At 59.7% G+C, this 23,223-nt stretch carries 18 protein-coding genes, 1 tRNA gene and 1 pseudogene; 14 read left to right on the forward strand and 6 right to left on the reverse strand.

Translation table 11 applies throughout. The features are described 5' to 3' along the window. Positions 1-186 precede the first annotated feature (186 nt). Positions 187-276 (reverse strand) — tRNA-Ser (locus AC1DNW_RS14860). 510 nt (positions 277-786) lie between these two features. On the opposite strand from AC1DNW_RS14860, the gene AC1DNW_RS14865 reads away from it, so the two are divergent. The 4 genes from AC1DNW_RS14865 (at position 787) to AC1DNW_RS14880 (ending at position 5,073) form a co-directional block, all read left to right on the forward strand. Next, entirely contained in the window at positions 787-1,965 is a 1,179-nt protein-coding gene (locus AC1DNW_RS14865; RefSeq protein ID WP_477853305.1) for a septal ring lytic transglycosylase RlpA family protein, read from the forward strand. A gap of 83 nt (positions 1,966-2,048) precedes the next feature. After that, the gene (locus AC1DNW_RS14870) at positions 2,049-3,242 is read left to right on the forward strand and encodes a D-alanyl-D-alanine carboxypeptidase family protein (RefSeq protein WP_477853307.1); all 1,194 of its coding nucleotides are present in this window, start codon (positions 2,049-2,051) and stop codon (positions 3,240-3,242) included. A 135-nt stretch (positions 3,243-3,377) separates the two neighbouring features. Continuing rightward, on the forward strand, positions 3,378-4,055 hold the full coding sequence (gene tmk, locus AC1DNW_RS14875) for a dTMP kinase (RefSeq protein ID WP_113309083.1): 678 nt from the start codon (positions 3,378-3,380) through the stop codon (positions 4,053-4,055). Next, positions 4,048-5,073 (forward strand): DNA polymerase III subunit delta', encoded by a 1,026-nt coding sequence (locus tag AC1DNW_RS14880; RefSeq protein ID WP_477853308.1) that lies wholly within the window; start codon positions 4,048-4,050, stop codon positions 5,071-5,073. Before tmk ends, AC1DNW_RS14880 begins: the two co-directional genes overlap by 8 nt. 103 nt (positions 5,074-5,176) lie before the next feature. Here AC1DNW_RS14880 and AC1DNW_RS14885 read toward each other — a convergent pair whose 3' ends face one another. Beyond that, a complete protein-coding gene (locus tag AC1DNW_RS14885; protein WP_113310083.1) occupies positions 5,177-5,965 on the reverse strand; it encodes a sulfite exporter TauE/SafE family protein in 789 nt (262 codons plus the stop codon). 234 nt (positions 5,966-6,199) lie between these two features. Here AC1DNW_RS14885 and metG point away from each other — a divergent pair, with 234 nt between their 5' ends. The 3 genes from metG to AC1DNW_RS14900 are packed head-to-tail and all read left to right on the forward strand — an operon-like array spanning position 6,200 to position 9,354. After that, positions 6,200-7,750, forward strand: a complete 1,551-nt coding sequence (gene metG, locus AC1DNW_RS14890) for a methionine--tRNA ligase (protein WP_113310084.1) — start codon at positions 6,200-6,202, stop codon at positions 7,748-7,750. A 4-nt stretch (positions 7,751-7,754) separates the two neighbouring features. Beyond that, complete coding sequence (locus tag AC1DNW_RS14895; protein ID WP_477853311.1) at positions 7,755-8,537, forward strand: TatD family hydrolase; 783 nt, start codon at positions 7,755-7,757, stop codon at positions 8,535-8,537. A 4-nt stretch (positions 8,538-8,541) separates the two neighbouring features. Next, entirely contained in the window at positions 8,542-9,354 is an 813-nt protein-coding gene (locus AC1DNW_RS14900; RefSeq protein WP_477853312.1) for an MBL fold metallo-hydrolase, read from the forward strand. Here the strand turns inward: AC1DNW_RS14900 and AC1DNW_RS14905 are convergent. Then, positions 9,351-9,962, reverse strand: a complete 612-nt coding sequence (locus AC1DNW_RS14905; protein ID WP_113310086.1) for a TerC family protein — start codon at positions 9,960-9,962, stop codon at positions 9,351-9,353. The genes AC1DNW_RS14900 and AC1DNW_RS14905 overlap by 4 nt on opposite strands. A gap of 209 nt (positions 9,963-10,171) precedes the next feature. Between AC1DNW_RS14905 and AC1DNW_RS14910 the strand changes: the two genes are divergently transcribed. The 3 genes from AC1DNW_RS14910 (at position 10,172) to AC1DNW_RS14920 (ending at position 14,449) form a co-directional block, all read left to right on the forward strand. Next, positions 10,172-10,840: a DUF2161 domain-containing phosphodiesterase gene (locus AC1DNW_RS14910; protein WP_113295731.1), complete on the forward strand. Its 669-nt coding sequence runs from the start codon at positions 10,172-10,174 to the stop codon at positions 10,838-10,840. 358 nt (positions 10,841-11,198) lie between these two features. Further along, a complete protein-coding gene (locus tag AC1DNW_RS14915) occupies positions 11,199-14,036 on the forward strand; it encodes a M16 family metallopeptidase (protein ID WP_477853315.1) in 2,838 nt (945 codons plus the stop codon). Between the two features lie 185 nt (positions 14,037-14,221). Continuing rightward, positions 14,222-14,449: a hypothetical protein gene (locus AC1DNW_RS14920; RefSeq protein WP_113310088.1), complete on the forward strand. Its 228-nt coding sequence runs from the start codon at positions 14,222-14,224 to the stop codon at positions 14,447-14,449. Here the strand turns inward: AC1DNW_RS14920 and AC1DNW_RS14925 are convergent. Further along, on the reverse strand, positions 14,413-14,895 hold the full coding sequence (locus tag AC1DNW_RS14925; RefSeq protein WP_113295531.1) for a phage regulatory CII family protein: 483 nt from the start codon (positions 14,893-14,895) through the stop codon (positions 14,413-14,415). The genes AC1DNW_RS14920 and AC1DNW_RS14925 overlap by 37 nt on opposite strands. A gap of 334 nt (positions 14,896-15,229) precedes the next feature. Here AC1DNW_RS14925 and fdhA point away from each other — a divergent pair, with 334 nt between their 5' ends. Beyond that, positions 15,230-16,420 (forward strand): formaldehyde dehydrogenase, glutathione-independent, encoded by a 1,191-nt coding sequence (gene fdhA / locus AC1DNW_RS14930; RefSeq protein ID WP_477853317.1) that lies wholly within the window; start codon positions 15,230-15,232, stop codon positions 16,418-16,420. 96 nt (positions 16,421-16,516) lie between these two features. On the opposite strand, the gene AC1DNW_RS14935 is transcribed toward fdhA, so the two are convergent. Beyond that, on the reverse strand, positions 16,517-17,815 hold the full coding sequence (locus AC1DNW_RS14935) for an HlyD family type I secretion periplasmic adaptor subunit (protein WP_477853319.1): 1,299 nt from the start codon (positions 17,813-17,815) through the stop codon (positions 16,517-16,519). Then, entirely contained in the window at positions 17,812-19,527 is a 1,716-nt protein-coding gene (locus AC1DNW_RS14940) for a type I secretion system permease/ATPase (protein WP_113295732.1), read from the reverse strand. Before AC1DNW_RS14940 ends, AC1DNW_RS14935 begins: the two co-directional genes overlap by 4 nt. Positions 19,528-19,795: 268 nt before the next feature. On the opposite strand from AC1DNW_RS14940, the gene AC1DNW_RS14945 reads away from it, so the two are divergent. From AC1DNW_RS14945 to AC1DNW_RS14955, 3 genes and pseudogenes are all read left to right on the forward strand, one after another. Then, positions 19,796-22,144, forward strand: a complete 2,349-nt coding sequence (locus AC1DNW_RS14945) for a calcium-binding protein (protein ID WP_477853321.1) — start codon at positions 19,796-19,798, stop codon at positions 22,142-22,144. Positions 22,145-22,282: 138 nt separating this feature from the next. Continuing rightward, positions 22,283-22,556, forward strand: a pseudogene (locus tag AC1DNW_RS14950) (hypothetical protein); the annotation flags it as partial. A 54-nt stretch (positions 22,557-22,610) separates the two neighbouring features. After that, on the forward strand, positions 22,611-23,117 hold the full coding sequence (locus AC1DNW_RS14955; protein ID WP_113310193.1) for a winged helix-turn-helix transcriptional regulator: 507 nt from the start codon (positions 22,611-22,613) through the stop codon (positions 23,115-23,117). Positions 23,118-23,223: the final 106 nt, after the last annotated feature.

Here is a 23,223-nt window from a genome sequence, read left to right on the forward strand (position 1 = left end):
GGCCTCTCCGGTCGAATTTTGGGAGCCCCTGACAACGCAATTCAGCGCCAAGTATCATCTGTCGAACCTATCCCAAAATCATGACGATGGGGAAATACGATTCCGCGGGCGAGATCTGAGCCGTCACCCCAGAGAGGGAACGATGCTAGCCCGACAAGGCGAAAATACCGTTTTTTCAGATATTTATGGCGGAAGAGGTGGGATTCGAACCCACGGTACGGTTTCCCGCACGCCGGTTTTCAAGACCGGTTCCTTAAACCACTCGGACACTCTTCCATCCAGTTGATCTGGCTGATCTTTGCCGGAAGAATTCGTTTTTGACGAAGACTGCTTCCGTCGACAACCAAATCGCGGTTTGGCAGGCTTTATAGCGGTTCGGACTTCAGCGTCAACTTGCTCTCTCACATATCGAGCGGCAATTGCGCAGATAAACTGCTTCGATCGTCCGGCTCCCCCAGGCGTTACCCAATCTACTCAACTGTTTATAACATCGGGAAGAAATGCCCCATTGTGGGGCATCGCGACGGCTTCCAACCGAATAGTCCTGTCACGAAGCGAAACCGTCCGATGCGGGGATAATGCCCCTATTCCATTCCCGGACAGGTTAAAATCAACCAGACATTAACCATAGTCATTAGAATTCGAGCTATCGTCGGGAAATCGTTCGCAAATTTGCCACGATATTCACAAGATTAAAGTCTCGTTAGGCAGGCAGGTAATAAGGCAACTCCAACTCATTCACGAGTGAGTTTCTTAACCATAACGGTCTTGAGTGGCGTGGGGCATATGAAACTGAATTACGGGGCGGCGTCTTTCGCAACGACAGCTCGATGGCTGGCATTGTCGGCCATGTGCGTAACAGTGGCGGCCTGCGGCACGACACAAGCCGTTCCCAAGAAGAAATCCCACGGCAAGGAATATTTCTCCGAGAGCGAATACGGCGTCAAAGCCAGCCCGCGCGTTGCCAACGGCAACAACATCCCGAAGGGCGGCGGCCGCTACATCGTCGGCGATCCCTATGTGGTGAAGGGCAAGATGTATTACCCTCGGGAAGATTACTCCTATAACAAGGTAGGCATCGCTTCCTGGTACGGTTCCGCCTTCCATGGCCGGTTGACGGCAAATGGCGAAGTCTACGACCAGATGCACCTTTCCGCTGCGCATCCGACCTTTCCGCTGCCGAGCTATGCGCGCGTAACCAATACGGAGAACGGTTCGTMTGTGATCGTGCGGGTCAACGACCGTGGGCCGTACCATGAAGGCCGCATCATCGACCTTTCCAACAAGACGGCCTCCATGCTCGACCTGCAGCACAGCGGCACGGGCAATGTTCGCGTTCAATATGTCGGGAAGGCGCCGCTTGACGGCCACGACATGCCGTATCTGATGGCATCCTATGTTCCGAAGGGCAGCCGTATTCCGGGCGCCTATCCGGGCGGGGGCCAGATCGCGACCGGCGTGATGGTTGCCTCCAACAGCAAGAAGATCACCGGCGACCAACTGCAGAGCCTTGACGACTATTCCAGTCCTTCGCCTGCCAACGTACCGGTACCATTCTCCTCGACAGCCTATGCGGGCTCGACGCCGAATGCCAAGTATCCCGGCGCCAAGTATCAGGGCTCTACGCAGAGCGCCAGGTATACTGCGGCTCCGGCTGCACAGATGGCACCCGTGCCGATGCAGGCGCCGGCAGGCGGTCATTTCCTGGCCCCGCCGCCCGCCTTCGCCAATGGCGGACAGGCGATGGAGCAGATGGTGGTTCTGCCGGAAATCGGTCCCATTCCCTATGAGCGCCCGAATGGCTGGTCGAAGGGCACGTCGCTTGCCATGAACTACCAGGAAGCAGTCGTCGTCAACGTTCCGATCGCCTTCGACGCCGTGATGGTGCATAATGACGGGCTGACGCAGGACTCGATCCTCGCTTCCTTCAAGCGGCAGAATGGCGGCGCTGCACAGGCGCGATAAAAACCCACGATAAAGTGTAATTGCATCGGCTTCCGGCTCGCTTTACCCTCTTGAATCAGCCCGCACGATCAATGGGATTAGCGATGTTGAAGCCGCTGCTTCGCCTCTTTGCATGTCTGCTTTTACCTGCTTCTGCAGCCCTTGCCGCAGAAGGCACCGATGCCGGCTTTGTCACCAAGGCCACGCAAKCCTATATGATTGAAGCTTCGACGGGAACGGTGCTTCTCTCCAAGAACGAAAATCAGGTCTTTGCCCCTGCTTCGCTTGCCAAGCTGATGACGATGGATCTCGTTTTCAGTGCCGTCAGCAAGGGTCAGATTTCGCTCGATACGGAATATCCCGTCTCCGAATATGCCTGGCGCACCGGCGGCGCGCCTTCGCGTGCGGCCACGATGTTTGCAGCACTGAAATCGAAGGTCCGCGTCGAGGATCTGATCAAGGGCGTTGCGATCCAGGGCGCTAATGACGGCTGCATCATCCTTGCCGAGGGCATGGCCGGCAGCGAGGACCAGTTTGCGGCATCGATGACCCGGCGTGCTCGCGAGCTCGGTATGGAAAAGGCTGTCTTCGGCAATTCAACCGGGATTCCCGATGGCAAGAGCAAGGTGACGGCAAAGGAATTGGTGACGCTCGCCGTCGATCTGCAGGCTTCTTACCCCAATCTCTATCCCTATTTTGCCCAAGCGGATTTCGAGTGGAACAAGATCTTCCAGCGTAACCGCAATMCGCTGCTCGGCATGGATCTTGGCGCCGACGGGCTGGCGACGGGCTTTACGGAAGGCGAGGGCTATTCGATCGTCGCCTCGGTGCAGCGCGACGGACGGCGGCTCTTCGTGGCACTTGCCGGCATTGCCTCCGACAAGGAGCGTACGGAAGAAGCCAAACGCGTACTGGAATGGGGGCTGACGGCCTTCGAAAGCCATCAGGTCTTTGCAGACACGGAAGTCATCGGCGCTGCAAGCGTCTATGGCGGCACGGCGCGAACCGTCGATCTCGTCGCCAAGGCGCCGGTCAGCGTCTATGTTCCGATCAATAATCCCGACCGGCTCGCAGCCCGCATCGTCTATCGCTGGCCGCTGACGGCGCCCGTGAAGGCTGATACGGAGGTCGGTACATTGCGCATCGTTTCCGGCAACAGGATGCTGCGCGAAGTGCCGCTCTATACGGTGCAATCCGTCGAGGTGGGGTCGCTCACCAGCCGGGCGGTCGATGCGCTGCTGGAGCTTGGCGAATCGCTGTTCTTCTCCTGGCTGTGGGACACGTCCGAGCAGAGCTGAGACCGTTTTTGCGAGCGAATTTTCCGGCGATTAGCCGGGGAAGGTGAATATGTCGCCGCGGCAAAAGGTTTCGTTCCGCACTATCTTCGGATAGATAGAGGAAGAGCGCGGCGCTCAGAATGCGGGAAAGTATCATTGTCGTCCGGTACAGGATTGTTCGTTACGTTTGAAGGCGGAGAGGGCGCTGGGAAGTCCACGCAGATCCGCCGCCTTGCCGAGGCCCTGAAGGTCGACGGCCATGACGTGTTGTTGACCCGGGAGCCGGGAGGCTCGCCGGGAGCCGAAGCGGTGCGCCATGTGCTGCTTTCCGGTGCGGCAGAAGCTTACGGCACCCGCATGGAGGCGATCCTCTTTGCCGCCGCCCGCAACGATCACGTTGAAGAGGTCATCCGGCCAGCACTCGCCAAGGGCAAGATCGTGCTCTGCGACCGCTTCATGGATTCCTCGCGCGTCTATCAGGGTGTCACCGGCAATCTGGAAGCGGAGTTCATCGAGACGCTGCAGCGCATCGCCATCAACGGTGTGATGCCTGATTGCACACTGATCCTTGATATTCCTGCCAAGCTGGGACTGCAGCGCGTCAGCCAGCGAAACGCCGGCGGCCCTGACCGTTTCGAGAAGGAAACGCTCGAAACCCACGAGAAACGTCGCGAAGCCTATCTKGATATCGCCGCGCGCGAGCCGGAGCGCTGCCACGTCGTCAATGCCACGCAGCCCGAAGAGGCGATCGCCGCAGAGATCCTCACCATCATCAGGCAGTTGCTGAAACCATCAGTCGAAGAGCGGATGCCGGAAGCGGCGCATCATGAGTGAGGACAGGCCCGGACTGCTCGACGGCGCCATCTGGCCGGCCGAGAATACGAAGCTCTTCGGTCATGAAGAGGCTGAGGATTTCCTGGCGCAGTTCTACCGCTCAGGCAAGGGCCATCATGCGATCCTGATCGAAGGCCCCGAAGGCGTCGGCAAGGCGACGCTTGCCTTCCGCTTCGCCAATCATGTGCTGTCGCATCCCGACCCGACTGGCGCACCCGAACGAATTGGCGATCCGGACCTCAACTCCGCGGTCAGCCGCCAGATCGTCTCTGGTGCCTCGCACAATCTGCTGCATCTTGCGCGGCCTGTAGATGAAAAGACCGGGAAAGTGAAATCGGCGATCACCGTCGACGAGGTGCGCCGGGCCGGCAAATTCTTCTCGCAGACCTCGGGCACCGGCAATTGGCGGATCGTCATCATCGATCCTGCGGACGACATGAATCGGAACGCTGCAAACGCCATCCTGAAGATCCTCGAAGAGCCGCCGAAGCGGGCGATGTTCCTCGTCCTATCGCATGCGCCGGGAAAGCTGCTGCCGACGATCCGGTCGCGCTGCCTGCCGTTGAAGCTTGCGCCGCTCGACGATCAAGCGCTGGTTGCGGCACTAACTCATCTCGGTATTCAGGGAGAGGGACAGGCCCTGCTTTCCACCGCCAAGGGCAGCGTGGGCGAGGCGCTGAAATTGCTGAACTATGGCGGCGGGGATATTATCGAAGCCTATAACGCGGTTCTGTCCTCAGAAGGGCCTGCGGCGCGCAAGGCCATGCACCGGCTTGCCGATGCGCTTTCGGGCAAGGAAAGCGACACGATCTTCGATTTCTTCGTTAGTCATGTGGGTGATGATGTGATGAACCGCGCGCGCAACGCGGCAGGCGAGGGGCAGATTGCGACGGCGGAGCGCCTGGCGCGGCTCTATTCCGCGATCACCGAGAAGCTGACCATTTCCGACGCCTATAATCTCGACCGCAAGCAGACGATCATGGAAGTGCTTTCCGACATCAAACAGCCGGGTGCTTAGAACGTCCTGCGTTCATTCCGACGCACCAAGGATACTCTACCTCTTTATTTTTATTCGGTCCCGGACGCAAAACCGCTGCACACTTTTGCTGGAATTGTTCTGGTCAGCCGGCCAGCAATTTCCAGGCGACGATGGCAAGCGTAACGGCCAGCACGATACGGATTGTCCGCTCGTGCAGTTTCGGTGCGAGAAGGCTGCCGACGATGATGCCGGGAATGGAGCCGACGAGCAGGGCAAGCAGCATCGACCAATCGATCTCTCCAATGAGCCAGTAACCCGTGCCGCCGATCAGCGTCAGGGGCACCGCATGGACGATGTCGGAGCCGACGATCTCACGCACATCGAGCCGTGGGTAGAGGACGAGCAGGATCGTGACGCCGAGAGCGCCGGCGCCGACCGATGTCAGGGTGACGAGCACGCCAAGCACAAAACCGAGAACGACCGTGAAGACCGCGATGGTCGCCGGCTGCGGCGGCATCCGATCACCGATGGCGCGGCGGGCAAATTCGAGGATCTGGCTGCGGAAAACGAGCATGATCGCGGTCATGGCCAGAAGCCAGCCGAGCGCCGTGGTGATGGTGTTGGTCACGCCGATGCTCTTGCGGTCGACGCCGGCCATCAGCCAGAGCATTAGCAGCGCGGCCGGAACGCTGCCGGCTGCAAGACTGCCGACGATCTTCCAGTTGACGCGCCCATGCATGCCGTGAACGGCGGTCCCGGCCGTCTTGGTGATCGCCGCATAGAGAAGATCGGTCCCGACTGCCGTCGCCGGATGGACGCCGAAGAGGAGAACGAGCAGGGGCGTCATCAGCGAACCGCCGCCCACGCCGGTAATGCCGACAAGCGCTCCCACTACGAGACCGGACAGGGAATAGAGAGGCTCGAACGTCAAATACGCGCCTCCGACGGCGTGCGGCCATGACCATTCCGATCGATGAAAAATAGCACTTCGCTTCCGTCCCGCCCTCTTGTGAGAGAAGGGGTAGATTGCGCCAGAACGTGAGTCAAGTTCACCGCCGCGCGTCTCCGAAATCGTAGGCGGCTGCCAAACTTGATGTTTCGCTCGTGCGAGACATGCGCTAATAGCGGCTGACGATTTTTATAGAGTAAGCCGGAATTGGCCGCCATGACAGACAAGACCCCGTTCTACATCACGACCGCGATTTCCTACCCCAACGGCAAGCCCCATATCGGCCATGCCTACGAGCTGATTGCGACCGACGCGATGGCGCGCTACCAGCGCCTCGACGGCAAGGATGTMTTCTTTCTGACGGGGACCGACGAACACGGCCAGAAGATGCAGCAGACGGCGCGGGCGGAGGGCATCACGGCGCAGGCGCTTGCTGACCGCAACTCCGGCGAATTCCAGGCAATGGCGAAGCTGCTCAATGCTTCGAACGACGACTTCATCCGCACCACACAGGAGCGTCACCACGAGACCTCGCGGAACATCTGGAACCTGATGGCCGACAACGGCGATATCTACAAGGATTCCTATGCCGGCTGGTACTCGGTGCGAGACGAAGCCTATTACCAGGAAAATGAGACGGAGCTGCGCGCCGACGGCGTGCGCTATGGGCCGCAGGGCACCCCTGTCGAATGGGTGGAAGAGGCAAGCTACTTCTTCAAGCTCTCCGAATACCAGGACCGGCTGCTGAAGCATTACGAGGAGAACCCCGATTTCATCGGTCCGGCCGAACGCCGCAACGAGGTGATCTCCTTCGTCAAGTCGGGCCTGAAGGATTTGTCGATCTCGCGCACGACCTTCGACTGGGGCATCCAGGTGCCGAACGATCCCTCGCATGTCATGTATGTGTGGGTCGATGCGCTGACGAACTACATCACGGCGACCGGCTATATCGAAGACCGCAACGGACCGCGGGCGAAATATTGGCCGGCTGATGTGCACATCATCGGCAAGGACATCATCCGCTTCCACGCCGTCTACTGGCCGGCCTTCCTGATGTCGGCCAAGCTGCCGCTGCCGAAGCGCGTCTTTGCCCACGGCTTCCTGCTCAACAAGGGCGAGAAGATGTCGAAATCGCTCGGCAACGTCGTCGATCCGGTCAATCTGGTGAACCATTTCGGCCTCGACCAGGTACGCTATTTCTTCCTGCGCGAAGTCTCCTTCGGACAGGACGGCAGCTATAGCGAAGAGGCGATCGGCACGCGCATCAATTCCGACCTCGCCAACGGCATCGGCAACCTTGCCAGCCGTTCGCTGTCGATGATCGTGAAGAATTGCGATGGCCAGATTCCGGAATGCGGCCCGCTGACCGACGAGGACAAGGCCCTGCTGGCGCAGGCCGATGCTCTGTACGCCTCGACACGCGAGGACATGGGCAAGCAGCTGATCCACCGCGCGCTCGCCTCCATCATCGCCGTCGTCTCCGAGACCGACCGCTATTTCGCCGGCCAGCAGCCGTGGGCGCTGAAGAAGACCGATCCGGCGCGCATGGGCACGGTGCTTTATGTGACAGCAGAGGTCGTCCGTCAGATCGCCATCCTGCTGCAGCCGTTCGTACCGGACTCCGCCGACAAGCTGCTCGACCGCGTGGCCGCCCCTGCAGACAAGCGCGATTTCGCAGCGCTTGGCGAAGCGGGCCGCCTGGTGCCGGGAACGCCGCTCGAAGCACCGACGCCGGTCTTCCCGCGCTATGTAGCTCCGGAGGCTTAAGGCCGTGCTGGTCGATACGCATTGCCATCTGGACTTCGCCGAGTTCGAGGCGGAGCGCGACGAGATCGTTGCACGCGCCCATCAGGTCGGAGTTGCGCAGATGGTGACGATCTGCACCCGCGTGCGCAAGCTCGACGGGCTGCTTGCCATCACCGAGAAATATCCCTCCGTCTTCTGTTCGGTCGGAACGCATCCCAACAATGCGGGTGACKAACTGGATATCCAGACGGAAGATCTGGTGCGGCTCGCCAATGCTCATCAGAAGGTTGTCGCGATCGGCGAAGCGGGTCTCGACTATTTCTACGACACGCAGAAGCCCGAGGACCAGCAGACCGGCTTTCGTCGCCATATCGCTGCAGCGCGCGAAACGCAGCTTCCGCTCGTCATCCACAGCCGCAGCGCAGATGCCGACATGGCTGCAATCCTGACCGAAGAGACAGGGAAGGGGGCCTTCCCCTTCATTTTGCATTGCTTTTCTGCCGGTCCGGAGCTGGCGAAGACCGGTGTCGAGCTCGGCGGCTATATCTCCTTTTCCGGCATCCTGACCTTTCCGAAATCGGAGGAACTGCGCGAGATCGCCAAGTCGATCCCGCACGACCGGCTGCTCGTCGAAACGGATGCCCCGTATCTGGCGCCGAAGCGCTGGCGCGGCAAGCGCAATGAGCCGTCCTATGTGGTGAACACGGCCGAGGTGCTGGCCGATACGATCGGCCTTCCTTACGAGGAGGTCGCGCGGATCACCACCGATAACGCCTTCCGCCTGTTTTCGAAGATGCCGAGGATCTAGCGGCGTGTCACGGCGGCAGCGGTTCACCATTCTCGGCTGTTCGTCGTCACCGGGCGTGCCGCGCATCACCGGTGACTGGGGCGCCTGCAATCCGGACAATCCAAAGAACAAAAGAACGCGCGCGGCCTTTATGGTGCAGCAGTTTTCGGCAGATGGGGCTGCGACGACCGTCGTGGTCGATACCGGCCCGGATTTTCGCGAACAGATGATCAGGGCAGGGGTCGACCACGTGGATGCGGTTCTCTACACCCATCCGCATGCCGACCATATTCACGGCATCGACGATCTGCGTGGTTATTTCCACAATACCCGCCGGCGCGTACCGATCTTTGCCGAACCGTTCACCATGGGCAGGCTGCAGGAGGMCTTCGGCTACTGCCTGGAGACGCCGCCGGGCAGCAATTATCCGCCGATCGCGCTGCCGAACGTGATCGAGGACATGGAAAAGCCCGTTGAGATCCATGGGCCAGGCGGAACGATCGCCTTCATGCCGCATCTGCAGCAGCACGGCGACATCCATTCGCTCGGCTTCCGGATCGGGAATGTTGCCTATTGCAGCGATGTCAGCGATTTTCCGCCGCAAACGGTAGAGAAGCTGCAGAACCTCGACATTCTCATCATCGACGCTCTGCAATATGCCTATCATCCCAGCCATCTCTCGCTGGAACAGTCGCTCGACTGGATAGAGCGGCTAGGACCGAAGCGGGCGATCCTCACGCACATGCATACGCCGCTCGACTATGATGTGGTCATGGCGCAAACGCCGGACCATGTGGTACCGGCGTTCGACCAGATGAGCTTCGAKGTCGAGATTTAGCTGCCGATGTAAGGCGCAACCTCGAGGTATCCGCGATGGATCATGTCCAGCGAGACATAGAGGATGATCAGCAGGCCGACGTAGGCGATCCAGCGATGTTTGTTGAGCAGGCGGGCGATGAGGTTCGCTGCAATGCCCATCAGCGCGATCGAAAGGCAGAGACCGAGGACGAGCACGCTCGGGTGCTCGCGAGCGGCACCCGCAACCGCCAGCACGTTGTCGAGCGACATGGAAACATCGGCGATGACGATCTGCGTCGCAGCCTGGAGAAATGTCTTCCTCGGCGCAGCTGCGCCGGCTTCAGCCGCATGTTCCTCACCATGACCGGCGCGCAGCTCACGCCACATCTTCCAGCAGACCCAGAGAAGCAGCAGGCCGCCAGCGAGCAGCAATCCGACGATTGCCAGAAGATAGACGGCGACGGAAGCAAACAGGATGCGGAGCACCGTTGCCGCCAGAATGCCGACAATGATCGCCTTGCGGCGCTGCGTAGCTTCCAGGCCGGCAGCAGCAAGGCCGATGACGACGGCGTTGTCGCCGGCGAGAACGAGGTCGATAGCAATGACCTGCAGCAGAGCCGTCAAACCGGCCGCTGTGAAAATATCCATATTGAAGTACCCCCAGGATATGCTTCGAGCGTGCTAGCGTCTTGAGGGTTTTCCGTCAACCGGCGAAGGGATGCGTTGTCGGCCGCGTCCACGGATATGCCCATTGCAATCTGAGCCGTGTAATTCGGTCGGTTGCGCTCGATGTGGTGTCCCGCGCGAACGGATCGATGTAGATTATGGAACGATTCTTTTCTTCGATCCGCAGGCCCATGGAAACTTTGCTTTATCTCCCCGTCAAAGGCTTCCTCGAAAAGGCAGGTTACGTCGTCAAGGGTGAAGTCGGCGGCTGTGATCTCGTCGGCTTGAGCGATGACGATCCGCCTGTGGTGGTGGTTTGCGAGCTGAAGCTCAGCTTCAATCTCGAGCTCATCCTTCAGGCGGTCGATCGCGCTGCCGTCTCCGACGAAGTCTGGATCGCGGCGCGGATTTCCGCCAAAGGCAAAGGGCGGGAGGCCGACAAGCGCTACCGCGACCTCTGCCGCAGGCTCGGCATCGGCATGCTCGGCATTTCGGATGCGGGTGACGTCAGCATCATCGTCGGCTCCGTATCGCCAATGCCACGGACCAATCCGAAGCGACGCTCGAGGCTCATGCGCGAGCATCAGAAACGGCGCGGCGACCCGGCGCTCGGCGGCAGTACGCGCACGCCGCTCATGACGGCATATCGCCAGCAGGCGCTCGGCTGTGCGGCAGCGCTGGCGTCAGGACCGCTTCGCGTGCGCGACATCAGGGCCAGTGTGCCGGAGGCAGGCAAGATACTGCAGTCCAATGTCTACGGCTGGTTCGAACGGCTCGACAGAGGCATCTATGGCTTGACGAACGCCGGACGGGAAGCGCTGCAGCGCTGGCCGCAGCCGGAGATGCAAGCGGCCGAATAGCTATCCGGCACAGGTTTAGTTCCATAATCTATCTTATGCGATTTTCGTGCAGCCACGGGCACATTCTATTTTTAAGCGCGACATGCCAATGATATCAACGGCTTGCTCTGAACTTTTAAAATCTCCCCACTCCCATGTTTGAACGGCTAAGCGATCGTGGATGGAATTGATGGCGATGAGTGAGTGCGACCTACAGCGGATCGAGCGCTGAAAGTGATCGACGCACGGCATGGCGATGATTTATGGCGAAGCGTCAATCACGGAAAATAGACATTGATGTGAGATGCAACTTGTCTGATAGTTTGATCAACATCACACACCTCTCCATGCCATCATCTGAGCGGAATGCTTTAAACATATGAGATCCCCTATTTTTTCGCGGTTCCTGGCAGCGATAGCGCTCGCCGCAATCTTCACGTCAGGGCAGCCAGCCTATGCGGAAAACCCGTCCGCACCCTGGCCACAGACGCTGAGCGACCTGCCGGCGGAATCCGGCATCCGATTCGGCACGCTCGAAAACGGCATGCGGTTTGCGATCATGCGCAACGCCACGCCGCCTGGACAGGCCGCGATCCGCTTCCGTATAGGATCCGGCTCGCTGGACGAGAACGAAGATCAACAAGGTCTGGCGCATTTCCTCGAACATATGGCCTTCAAGGGCTCGACGCATGTCGCCCAGGACGAGATGATCCGGATCCTGCAGCGTAAGGGCCTGGCCTTCGGGCCAGATACCAATGCCAACACCTCCTATGACGAGACCGTCTATGCGCTCGATCTTCCAGAAGTCGACGCAGACACGCTTTCAACCGGCCTGATGCTGATGCGCGAGACGGCGAGCGAGCTGACGCTGGATGCCGGCGCCTTCGACCGGGAGCGCGGTGTCATCCTGTCGGAAGAGCGGCTGCGCGACACGCCGCAATATCGTGCCGCAATCGGCGTCACGAACTCCCTGCTCGCCGGCCAGCGCGTTACGATGCGCTCACCGATCGGCAAAGTCGACATCATCAGCAATGCGCCCGTCGATCTGCTTCGCGATTACTACCACACCAACTACCGGCCAGAGCGCGCAACGCTGATCGTGGTCGGCGATGTCGACCCAGCCGCAATCGAGACCCAGATCAGGCAGCGTTTTGGCGACTGGAAGGTCGCCGCTCCGGCCCCGCAGAAGCCCGATCTCGGCATGCTGAAAGCGAAAGGCGAAAGCGCCGAGGTCATTCCGGTCCCCGGCGGCACAACGAATGTGCAAATCGCCTGGACGCGTCCCTATGACGCCTCACCCGACACGTTCGCCAAACGCCGGGCAGAATTGGTCGAGGATCTCGGTCTTCTCGTGCTCAAACGCCGGCTGAGCGCCATGGCCAACAGGGCCAACGCGCCCTTCATCAGCGCCGCCGTCGGTTCCCAGGATCTTTTCGACTCCGCCCGCATCGTCGTCATCATGGCGAATTCCGAGACGGACAAATGGCAGCCGGCACTTGCGGCCATCGACCAGGAGCAGCGCCGTTTCCAGCAATTCGGCGCCGAGCAGTCAGAGCTCGATCGCGAAATCATCGAATACCGCTCGCTTCTGCAGGCCGCTGCGGCCGGTGCTGCGACACGCACGAGTCCCGACATCGCTTCCATGCTGGCGAGTAGCGTCGATGACAAGCAGGTCTTCACCTCACCCGCGGAAGATCTGTCGATGTTCGAAACCATGACGAAAGACCTCACAGCGGCCGAGGTCAACCAGACCCTCGCGCATGTCTTCTCCGGCAACGGTCCGCAGCTCGTGCTGCAGACGGCGCAAGCGCCGCAGGGTGGTGCCGGCGACATCAAGCGGGTCTATGACACCTCCCTCGCCGTTCCGGTTACGGCGCCGTCAAGTGCGGCAGCCGTCGTCTGGCCCTACGCGCATTTTGGCGATCCCGGCACGGTCGTCGAACGACGCGTCGTCGAAGATCTCGGTCTGACTATGGTGCGCTTTGCCAACGGCGTGCGGCTCACCGTCAAACCGACCAAGCTGCGCGCCAACGAAGTGCTTGTCCGCGAGGATATCGGCCACGGCCGGCTGGACCTGCCGAAAGACCATCCCCTGCCCATCTGGACATCGCCGGCCGTCGTGCTCTCTGGCACCAAGGCCATGGATTATCCGGATCTGCAGAAAGCACTGGCAGCGAAGATCGCGGGTATCGACTTTTCCGTGGGCGACARCACCTTCCAGTTCACCGGTCAGACGCAGACGGAGGATCTTGCGACGCAATTGCAGATCATGACCGCCTACACGTCCGACCCGGCTTACCGGCCGGAAGTTTTCAAGCGCGTCCAGCAAGCCTATTTGAACAACCTCGATCAGTATGAGGCAACGCCTGGCGCCGTCATCAGTCGCGATTTTGCCGGCCTCGTGCATTCCGGCGATCCGCGCTGGAGTTTTCCTGATCGGGCGCAATTGTMGGCCACGAAGCTGGAAGATTTCGAAGCGCTGTTTCGGCCCCATATCTCCACTGGACCGATCGATATCACCATCGTCGGCGATATAACGGCGGACGAGGCAATCCGTCGGACCGCAGAAACCTTCGGCACCCTGCCGGCCCGCGCAGACACGACACTGGGCAATGCGGCAAACGAGGTGAATTTCCCCGCGCCCACTGGAAAACCGGTCATGCGGACCCATAGCGGCAGAGCCGATAATGCCGCGGCCATCGTCGCTGCTCCTGTCGGCGACATGCTTTCGGATATGCAGCGGGGTTTTGTGGCCAACGTCGCTGGCCAGATCTTCGAGAACAGGCTGATCGACCAGTTTCGTATTGCCGAAGGCGCGACCTACAGTCCGCGAGGCGCCATGGACCTGTCATGGGACATTCCCGGCTATGGCTACGCCTATCTCTATGTCGAGACGACGCCGGCCAAGGTCGAAAATTTCTATGCGCTCGTGGACAAGATCGCTGCCGATCTGCGATCAAAAGATGTCTCGCCAGACGAACTTGTCCGCGCCCGAGCGCCGATTATCGAGACATTGAAGCACCAGCAGCAGAGTAACGAATATTGGGTGCAATATCTGAACGGCGCTCAAACGGACCCTCGGCGTCTGGAGCGAATACGAGACAATCTCAGCGGCTACGACAACGTGACTGCCGAGAGTATCCGCCAATTTGCCGCGACCTATTTCCAGCCGGATAAATTCTGGAAATTCGAGGTGCTGCCGGCAGCGGTACKATAGGCACAGCGTGCTTCAGAGCAGGATCTCGGACACGCGCTTCGGGATCCTTTCCAATTTGCTTCATCATACCGGTTGATGCCTGACAATGACGAGCGGGATTGTCTGTGTAAAAACGTCGAGATCGTTTTGATGGCGAAGCTGCGCTCAGCTGGCTAGATGCCCAAACGAATTTTACCGGTCTTCGCATGGCATCCGATCATTCTCATCCCATCCAGGAATATGCGCGCGTCGTGCGCGAGAAAAATCTTTTGAAGCTTCGTCTTCTTTCGGTCGACCGGCAGCTTGCCACGGCCGGCGGCGCCTGGAAATCCTATCTGGAGGAGACGCGCCTGTCGATCATCGAAGCGATGCTTGCGCTTGAGGAAGAGGGCGACGGCTATCTCTTGCTGATGCGCAAGGACGGCTCGGCGTAGGTTCCCTTCAGGCCGAGGCGAAGGGATGCGAGCGCCCTCTCCGCCTCCTCGATCTCCTTGAGCACCAGGCGCTGCTTGCGATGATCCATTCCGCCACCAGCGAGTGCGGCATCCACCAGTTCGAGCACATCAGTCGCTTCGACGACCACGCGCGTCGCACCTCTCTGCAACGACGCGACAGGCTCTGCGTGTTCCACACCGGAAGAGCGCTCCGCGGCAACAAAGATGCTTCCCTCGAGGAGATAGGATGCGAGGCGTGGATCGGGCACGACTTCCAGCAAATTCTGGATTTCGTCAGCGGAAAAACAGGTTCGGCTGATCAAGCGCGAGTGAAAGGCCGCGTAGTTCATCCCCAGCGCGGCGGCGACAACATCCACCGGGTAGGCTCTCTCCACAATGAGGATCGTGTAGACGATGTCTGCGAAGGCACGGCCGCGTTGCATCATGATCGCCCCCAGGCTCTGTTCCTGCAACTATAGCGGAAGCCGCGTCAAAAGGGAGAGGCTGTTTTGATATCGTATACGTCGGGGCGATGCTAACGCGGCGCCTCGGCAGGAGACACCCCACCTGCCGGGGAAAGGCCACCTGCCTCCGGGTCCGCCAAGGCGGGTGGCCGGACCGCATCGATGCGCCCTACCCTTTGGCTCGGTTTTGCGATTTTCGCCCGCGAGGCGTCGCTTTCGGGACGGCACTCGGATCTTTCTGGTCTACTCTGTCATAGGCAACGGCTGCGGGAGGAGCTGCTGGCGCGCTGCCCTGATTTCAACGGAGGAGACGGAAATGAGCAAGAACCGTGGCGTCGTCTATTTGCGGCCCGGAAAAGTGGAAGTCCGCGACATCGACGATCCGAAACTCGAAGCGCCGGATGGCCGCCGTATCGAACATGGCGTCATCCTGAAAGTCATCTCCACCAATATATGCGGTTCGGACCAGCACATGGTCCGTGGCCGCACCACAGCGATGCCGGGCCTCGTGCTCGGGCACGAGATCACCGGCGAGATCATCGAAAAGGGCATCGACGTGGAAATGCTCGATGTCGGCGACATCGTGTCCGTGCCCTTTAATGTTGCCTGCGGACGCTGCCGCTGCTGCAAGTCGCAGGACACCGGGGTCTGCCTGACAGTCAATCCGTCGCGGRCCGGCGGCGCTTATGGTTATGTCGACATGGGCGGCTGGATCGGCGGCCAGGCGCGTTATGTCACGATCCCCTACGCCGATTTCAACCTCTTGAAACTCCCTGATCGCGACAAGGCGATGGCCAAGATCCGTGATCTCACCATGCTCTCCGACATCCTTCCGACCGGCTTCCACGGCGCTGTCAGAGCCGGGGTCGGCGTCGGATCGACGGTCTATGTCGCAGGCGCCGGCCCGGTTGGTCTTGCCGCTGCTGCATCGGCTCGCATCCTTGGTGCGGCTGTCGTCATGATCGGCGACTTCAACAAGGACCGCCTCGCCCATGCCAGCCGGGTCGGATTCGAGGCCATTGATCTCTCGAAGAGCGACCGTCTCGGAGACATGATCGCGCAGGTGGTCGGCACCAATGAAGTGGATAGCGCCATCGATGCCGTCGGCTTCGAAGCGCGTGGACATTCAGGCGGCGAGCAGCCGGCGATCGTGCTGAACCAGATGATGGAAATCACCCGCGCTGCCGGTTCCATCGGCATTCCCGGCCTCTATGTCACGGAAGATCCGGGCGCGGTGGACAATGCGGCCAAGCAGGGAAGCCTGTCGCTGCGCTTCGGCCTTGGCTGGGCAAAGGCGCAGTCGTTCCACACCGGCCAGACGCCGGTTATCAAATACAACCGCCAGCTCATGCAGGCCATCCTGCACGACCGCCTGCCGATCGCCGATATCGTCAATGCGAAGGTGATTTCACTTGAAGATGCTGCCCAGGGCTATGAAAGCTTTGACCAGGGAGCAGCCACGAAATTCGTTCTCGACCCGCATGGTGCCATCGCCAAGGCGGCCTGACTGAAATGATATGCCGGGACGGTAGTGTCCCGGCATATTCTTCTTGTCTTCCACCCACGAAAACCGATGTGCCTTCCCTGCACCCTTGCAGGAAGGTCACTGCTCGCGGAATGTATGGCTGATCTGATCCATCAGCGGCTTCGTCATGTATGAGATGACGGAGCGATCCGCGACCTTGATGAAGACTTCCGCCGGCATGCCGGGATAGAGCTTCATGTTGGTGAGCTTCCCGAGGCTCGCTGGCTCCGGCTTGATGCGCACGGGATAATAGTCGGCGCCGCTGCGCTGCTCGGTAACGACATCGGGAGAAATCGATATGACATCGCCCTTCACTTCCGGCGTCGTCCGCTGGTCGAAGGCGCTGAAGCGGATATCGACTTTCTGGCCGAGCGTGAGCTGATCGATATCGCGCGTGGCGATCTTCGCCTCAATGGTCAGATCACGCTGATCGGGTGCCAGCAACATCAGCACTTCACCGGGATTGATGACRCCGCCGACGGTATGAACCGTGAGCTGATAGATGCGGCCATTCATCGGCGCGCGCAGTTCCAGCCGGTTCAACTGATCGACGGCGGCGATGCGACGCTCCTGCGTTTCTGAAATCTTGCCCTCGACATCCGTCAGGTCCTTGGAATTCTCCGTCCGGCGATCCTCGTCGAGCTGCAGGATCTGCAGATTGATCTCGGCGATCTTGCCTTCGGCCTGCGCCCGCGACGACAGGCGCTCGCCGCGATTGCCGTCGAGTTCGACACGCTGGCGCTTGAGGCCGTTGATCTTCTGCATGGTGACGATCTTCTGATCGTAGAGCTTGGCGGCGGCATCATATTCCTGGTCGATGAGCCGGGTGGCCTCGTCGATCGACGCGAGCTGCACCGTATCACCCTTTATCTCCTCGGCGAGCTGCGCCTTGCGCTCTTCCAGCTGCTTGCGCATGCCGACGAGCGACGACCGGCGGGCATTGAAGAGCTGGACTTCGCCGTCTACGAGGTTCCTGTTGGCCGCGATATMGATGTCCTTTGCGACAATATCATCCGCGGAGAATTCCGTTGCGCCGACGCCTTCAGCCTGCAAGCGGGCGCGGCGGACATAGAGCTGGGCAAGATTGCTGTCGATGATAGCAAGATTGGCCTTCACCGAGGCGCTGTCGAGACGCAGGAGAACATCCCCAGCCTCGACATGAGCCCCTTCCTTAGCCATCAGCTCCGAGACGATGCCGCCGGTCAGATGCTGAACCTTCTTCACGTTCTGGTCGATAATGACAGTGCCCTGCCCGACCACGGCATTCGAAAGCGCCGTCGATGCAGCCCAGCCGCCCATGCCACCGACAAGGGCGACGGACAAGGCCCACACGGACAGGATATGGCGGTTCAGTGAGTGTTGCGATTTCATCCTCATCGGCTTCGCTCCGGACTGTCTCCAACGACCTTCAGAGACGCCTGTCTTGGCTGCTCGGTCTGATTTTCGGTGCTGATCACCTTGGCGAGCACCAGATCCTTCGGCCCGAAGGCCAGCGCCTGGCCGTCGCGCATGGCCAGAACCAGATCGACGCTCGAGAGCGTGCTCGGCCGGTGGGCGACGACGATGACGATGCCGCCGCGCCGGCGAACGCCTGATATCGCGCCGGCCAGTGCTATCTCGCCGTCAATGTCCAGATTGGAATTCGGTTCGTCGAGCACGACGAGGAAAGGATCGCGGTAGAGTGCACGGGCGAGCGCAATGCGCTGACGCTGGCCAGCCGAGAGCATGGAGCCGCCCGGCCCTATTTCCGTTTCGTAGCCCTTCGACAGCCGCAGGATCAGTTCGTGAACGCCGGCGTTGCGCGCTGCTGCGATAATCTCCTGCGCCTGTGCATCCTTGCGAAAGCGCGCAATGTTCTGAGCGATGGTGCCGGCAAAGAGTTCCACATCCTGCGGCAGGTAGCCGACATGACGTCCGAGCGAGGCGTCATCCCACTGGTCGAGTGCTGCGCCATCGAGGCGCACCGACCCGCGATGCACGGGCCAGAGGCCCACGAGTGCGCGCACCAGCGAAGATTTGCCCGAAGCGCTCGGGCCAATGATGCCGAGTGCGCTCCCTGCCCGCAGCGTGAAACTGACACCCTGGACGACGAGTTCTTGCTTGCCGGGCGGGCCGCTCGAAACTGCCTCGACGGCAACCTCACTGGAAGGCGTCGGCAGGGCAAGCGGCGAAACCGTCTCGGGCAGCAGTGCCAGCATCTGGCGCAGCCGGTCCCAGGACTGCTGGGCCGCAACAAAGCCCTTCCAGTTGGCAATCGCCTGCTCGACGGGTGCCAACGCCCGCGATGTCAGGATCGAAGCGGCGATGATGATGCCGCCCGAGGCCATGTTTTCGATGACGAGCACGGCGCCGGCGGCAAGCACCGCCGACTGCAGCGTCATGCGGAAGATCTTCGAGACGATCGCGTAGCCGTTGACCGTATCGGAATTGCTGCATTGAACATCGCGGTAAGCATCATTGCGCGCCGACCAACTATCGGCGAGCTCGTCGGCCATGCCCATGGCCTGGACCACTTCTGCATTGCGCTGCGCAGCACTTGCGAGCGCATTCCTCTCGGTCGCGAGTTCATAGACTTTCTTGGCTGAAGCCTGCGAGCTGCGGTTCGTCAGATAGGTCAGTACCAACAGAACCAGCGCACCGCAGATGGCGATGATGCCGATAATCGGATGGAACAGGAAACAGATGCCGACATAGAGCGGCACCCAGGGCAAATCGAAAAAGGCTGCCGGGCCTGAACTGGACAGGAAGCTGCGAACCTGATCGAAGTCGCGCAGCGGGGAAAGGCCGTCACCGGCCACCCTGCCCTTGAGCGGCGCTTTGAGCGTCGTCTTGAAAACACGGCGGCTCATCACCTCATCGAAGACACCCGATATCCGGACGAGAATGCGTCCGCGCACGAGATCGAAGGCACCGTGAAAGGCATACAGCAGCAGCGCCAGAAGGGCGAGCGCAATCAGCGACGGGATGCTGCGGCTCGGTATGACGCGGTCATAGACCTGCAGCATGAAGAAAGAGCTGGTGAGATAGAGCAGATTGACCAGTGCGCTTGCGACGCCGACGGCGATCAAGCCGCCGCGGCTGCGTCGCATCGCTTCTGCAGCGAGGTCCTTCCCGCCTTTCTGAGCTGGCGAGATGCTAAGTCCGTTCAATATCAGATCTCCGTGGAACGCTTGGACTGATTGTACAGGCAAATCAGCCATGGCTTCACAAACATATTGTGAGCAATACAATATGGTTAATGAATGGTTAATACATCATAACTTTGGCGGATTCCACTGTATAAAGTCAAATTGCTTTTGAAGGGAATCACTATACCATCAAAGCAATAAATTCTACTTTCAGGCGAGGATTACAATAATGGCCCAAGCTATTAGAATTAATGATGTTATCGACTCTTTCGGAATTGATACACACATCGATTATACGGATGGGAAATACTCTAATATCGCAGAAGTTGTTAAAGCCTTGGGGTACCTCGGCCTCGACACGGTTCGCGATCATGCTCCCACCCCCGCCTCCGATCCCTATGGTCAAGGCCATCTCGGGGATGCGGCGGACGCCGGCGTGAAATTCGTTTTCGTCTCGGGGCGCGATGACACTCCCGCCACCGTCGTCCAGCGGCTGCATGCCTTCGTGGAGGCGCATCCCGGTTCGATCGTCGGCATCGAAGGCCCGAACGAGGTCAATAACTGGCCGGTCTCCTATAAGGGATTGTCGGGAGAGGCAGCGGCGCTTGCCTATCAAAAGGACCTGTTCAACGCTGTGAACGCCGATCCGCTGTTGAAGGACATTCCGGTGCTCGGCTTTACCGGTTACACGGTGGCCTCATCCAACGATTACACGACGATCCACACCTATGCGAAGGAGGGCGACCAGCCCTTCTCCTGGCTCCAGCGCGAATCGGGCGACCAGATGCAAGCCGATTCCGGCAAACCGCTCACCGTCACCGAGATCGGCTATCACACGTCGCTTTCGGCCGATACCAATGGCGGATGGGAAGGCGTCGACGAGGCGACGCAGGCAAAGCTGCTTCTCAACACGCTGATGGACGGCGCCTTTCTCGGATCGAAGGGGACCTTCATCTACCAGCTTCTCGACGCCTATTCAGATCCGCAGGGCTCCGACCAGGAAAAACATTTCGGGCTGTTTCGCCTGGATTACTCCCCCAAACCGGCCGCAATCGCGATCCACAATCTAACGGAAATTCTTGATGATAACGGCGCAACCCAGGCAAGCTTCAATCCGGGGGCGCTCAATTATTCAATCAGCGGGCTGCCATCGACGGCGCGCAGCTACCTGACGGAAAAATCTGATGGCAGCTACCAGATCATCATCTGGAACGAGCCCGATATCTGGAACCAAACGACCGACACCGCAATCCAGGCGGCGACGAACAGCGTCAACGTCAACCTCGGCGGGGCTTTCGGGGCGGTACAGGTCTACGATCCGCTGACGGGCAACACACCGATCAAGAGCTTCAGCAACATATCCTCCCTGAATGTGGATGTGGTCGACCATCCGATCATTATCAACATAGCAGCGGGATCCGGTGCGCCGCAGGAGMCCGGCCACATCTATGGCGGCACAGGAGACGACGTCTTCACTATCACCGCCCCGACCGATATTGCCGACGAAAGCCGCGGCGGCGGGACCGATACCGTCATGTCGTCGATCACCTTCAGCCTGGCGGACAAGGCGCATGCGATCGGGGCCATCGAGAACCTGACGCTGACCGGAAATTMCAGTATCAACGCCACGGGCAATGAGCTCGACAATATTCTCGTCGGCAATTCTGCAGCCAACGTGCTGGATGGCGGCGCAGGCGCGGACCGCATGCAAGGCGGGGCTGGCGACGACACCTATATCGTCGACAACGCCTATGATGTRGTGATCGAAGCTGGCGGGTCCGGCAAGGATATCATCAAATCCTACGTTTCCCTCAACCTCGCGAACAAGGACGATGTGACCGGAACCGTCGAGAACCTGACCTTGATCGGGTCGGCGAATGTCGATGCGACCGGCAACGCTTCGAACAATATCCTCACCGGCAATGCCGGGAACAACGACATCGACGGCGGCAAGGGTGACKACCGGATGCTCGGTGGTCTTGGCAACGACACCTACAAAGTGGATTCGACAGGCGACATCGTCGACGAAACAGGTGGCAACGGCACTGACACCGTCAACGCGTCCATATCCTTCAATCTGGCAAATACGCTCGGCACGGTCGAAAATCTGAAGCTCACGGGCTCGTCGKCAATCAATGCCACAGGCAATGCCGGAAACAACATTCTGACTGGAAATACCGGAGATAACGTGCTTTCAGGCGGCGCCGGAAGCGACCAACTCATCGGCGGCAACGGCAACGATATCCTGAATGGCGGAGCTGGAGCCGACCACTTCGTTTTTAATGTCAAGCCCAACGCCTACGGTAACATTGACAGGATCGAGGACTTTTCGGAAAGCGCCGGCGACAAGATCGTGCTTGACCACAACATCTTCACGGCGATCGATACGGCGAATTTTTCCGCCGGAAACTTCGTGCTCGGCACCAAGGCTTTGGACACGAATGATCGACTGATCTATGACCAAACGGCCGGAAAGCTTTTCTACGACGCGGACGGAAGCGGGCGCGGCGCTGCCGTGCAGGTCGCAACGCTCTCCAATCTGGCGACGCTTCATCACGACGATTTCCTGTTCCTCTAAAGTCAAACTACCTCAAGCGGCGGACCTGCATGGGGCTCCTTTCCGGAGCCCCTTTTTCTGCTTGTCGCATACCGGGCATGGACACATTGTCGATGCGCCCCACCGGCCAGGCGGAGAGACCACTGCCCTGGACCGTCTATCATCGCGGCCGCCTTCCTGACCAACGGCGTGCGCATTTCGTCAGGGCGTCAGCGGCTCCCGTTCATCAGGATATTTTCGTCTGGCTACAGCGAGCGAAGCTCTGTTCGCCGGCGACCAATGTCGTCCGGGCCGGTTCAATTTGCTCGTCGCCCTCCCGTGCTCTTAGCCAATATCGGGCTGCTTTATAGCGGCACGCCCGGCGATACGATCTTTGTTGCAGCGGGCGTTCTTACATCCGGTGTTTCTGCTGACGCGGATCTTCAAACGAGACAACCCCCGACAAGTTACTTGCATCATGCAAGTGACTTCTGTAGTGACTTGCATGATGCAACGAACAAGCTTCGCCAACTTCAAATGCCCGGCAGCTCGCGCGCTTGACAGTGTCGGCGACTGGTGGAGCATGATGATCCTTCGCGACGCCTTTCATGGGCTGATGCGTTTCGACGAATTCCAAAAGAGCCTCGGCATTGCGCCGAACATCCTGACACGACGGCTCGCGCATCTGATCGATGAAGGACTGTTCGAGAAGCGCCTCTATAGTGAGCGCCCTGCTCGCTATGAATATGTGCTGACCGACAAGGGACGCGATTTCTTTCCCGTTCTGATGGCCCTGTTTTCCTGGGGGCGCCGACATGCACCCGAAGACGATCTCGCCTTCCTGCTCGGTAATGCCGCCTCCGGCGAGGAACGCCGGCCCATCCTGGTGGATGCAAAGAGCGGCGAAGAACTGAAACCCGAAAACACCTGCCTGCTGCCGGGACCGGCCGCTAACGATGGCGACCGCGAACGGATCGCCCGCATGCGCGCTTACTACCTCGGCCTCGACGCCTAGGGCATTTCCGTTTTTCTTMGAGCAACGGGAATGCCCTATCTCTTTGTTTTTACGCAATTCCGAACGCAAAACTACTGCGCATTTTTGCTAGAATTGCTTCAGAAAG

Source organism: Rhizobium sp. 05L429 (assembly GCF_056397645.1).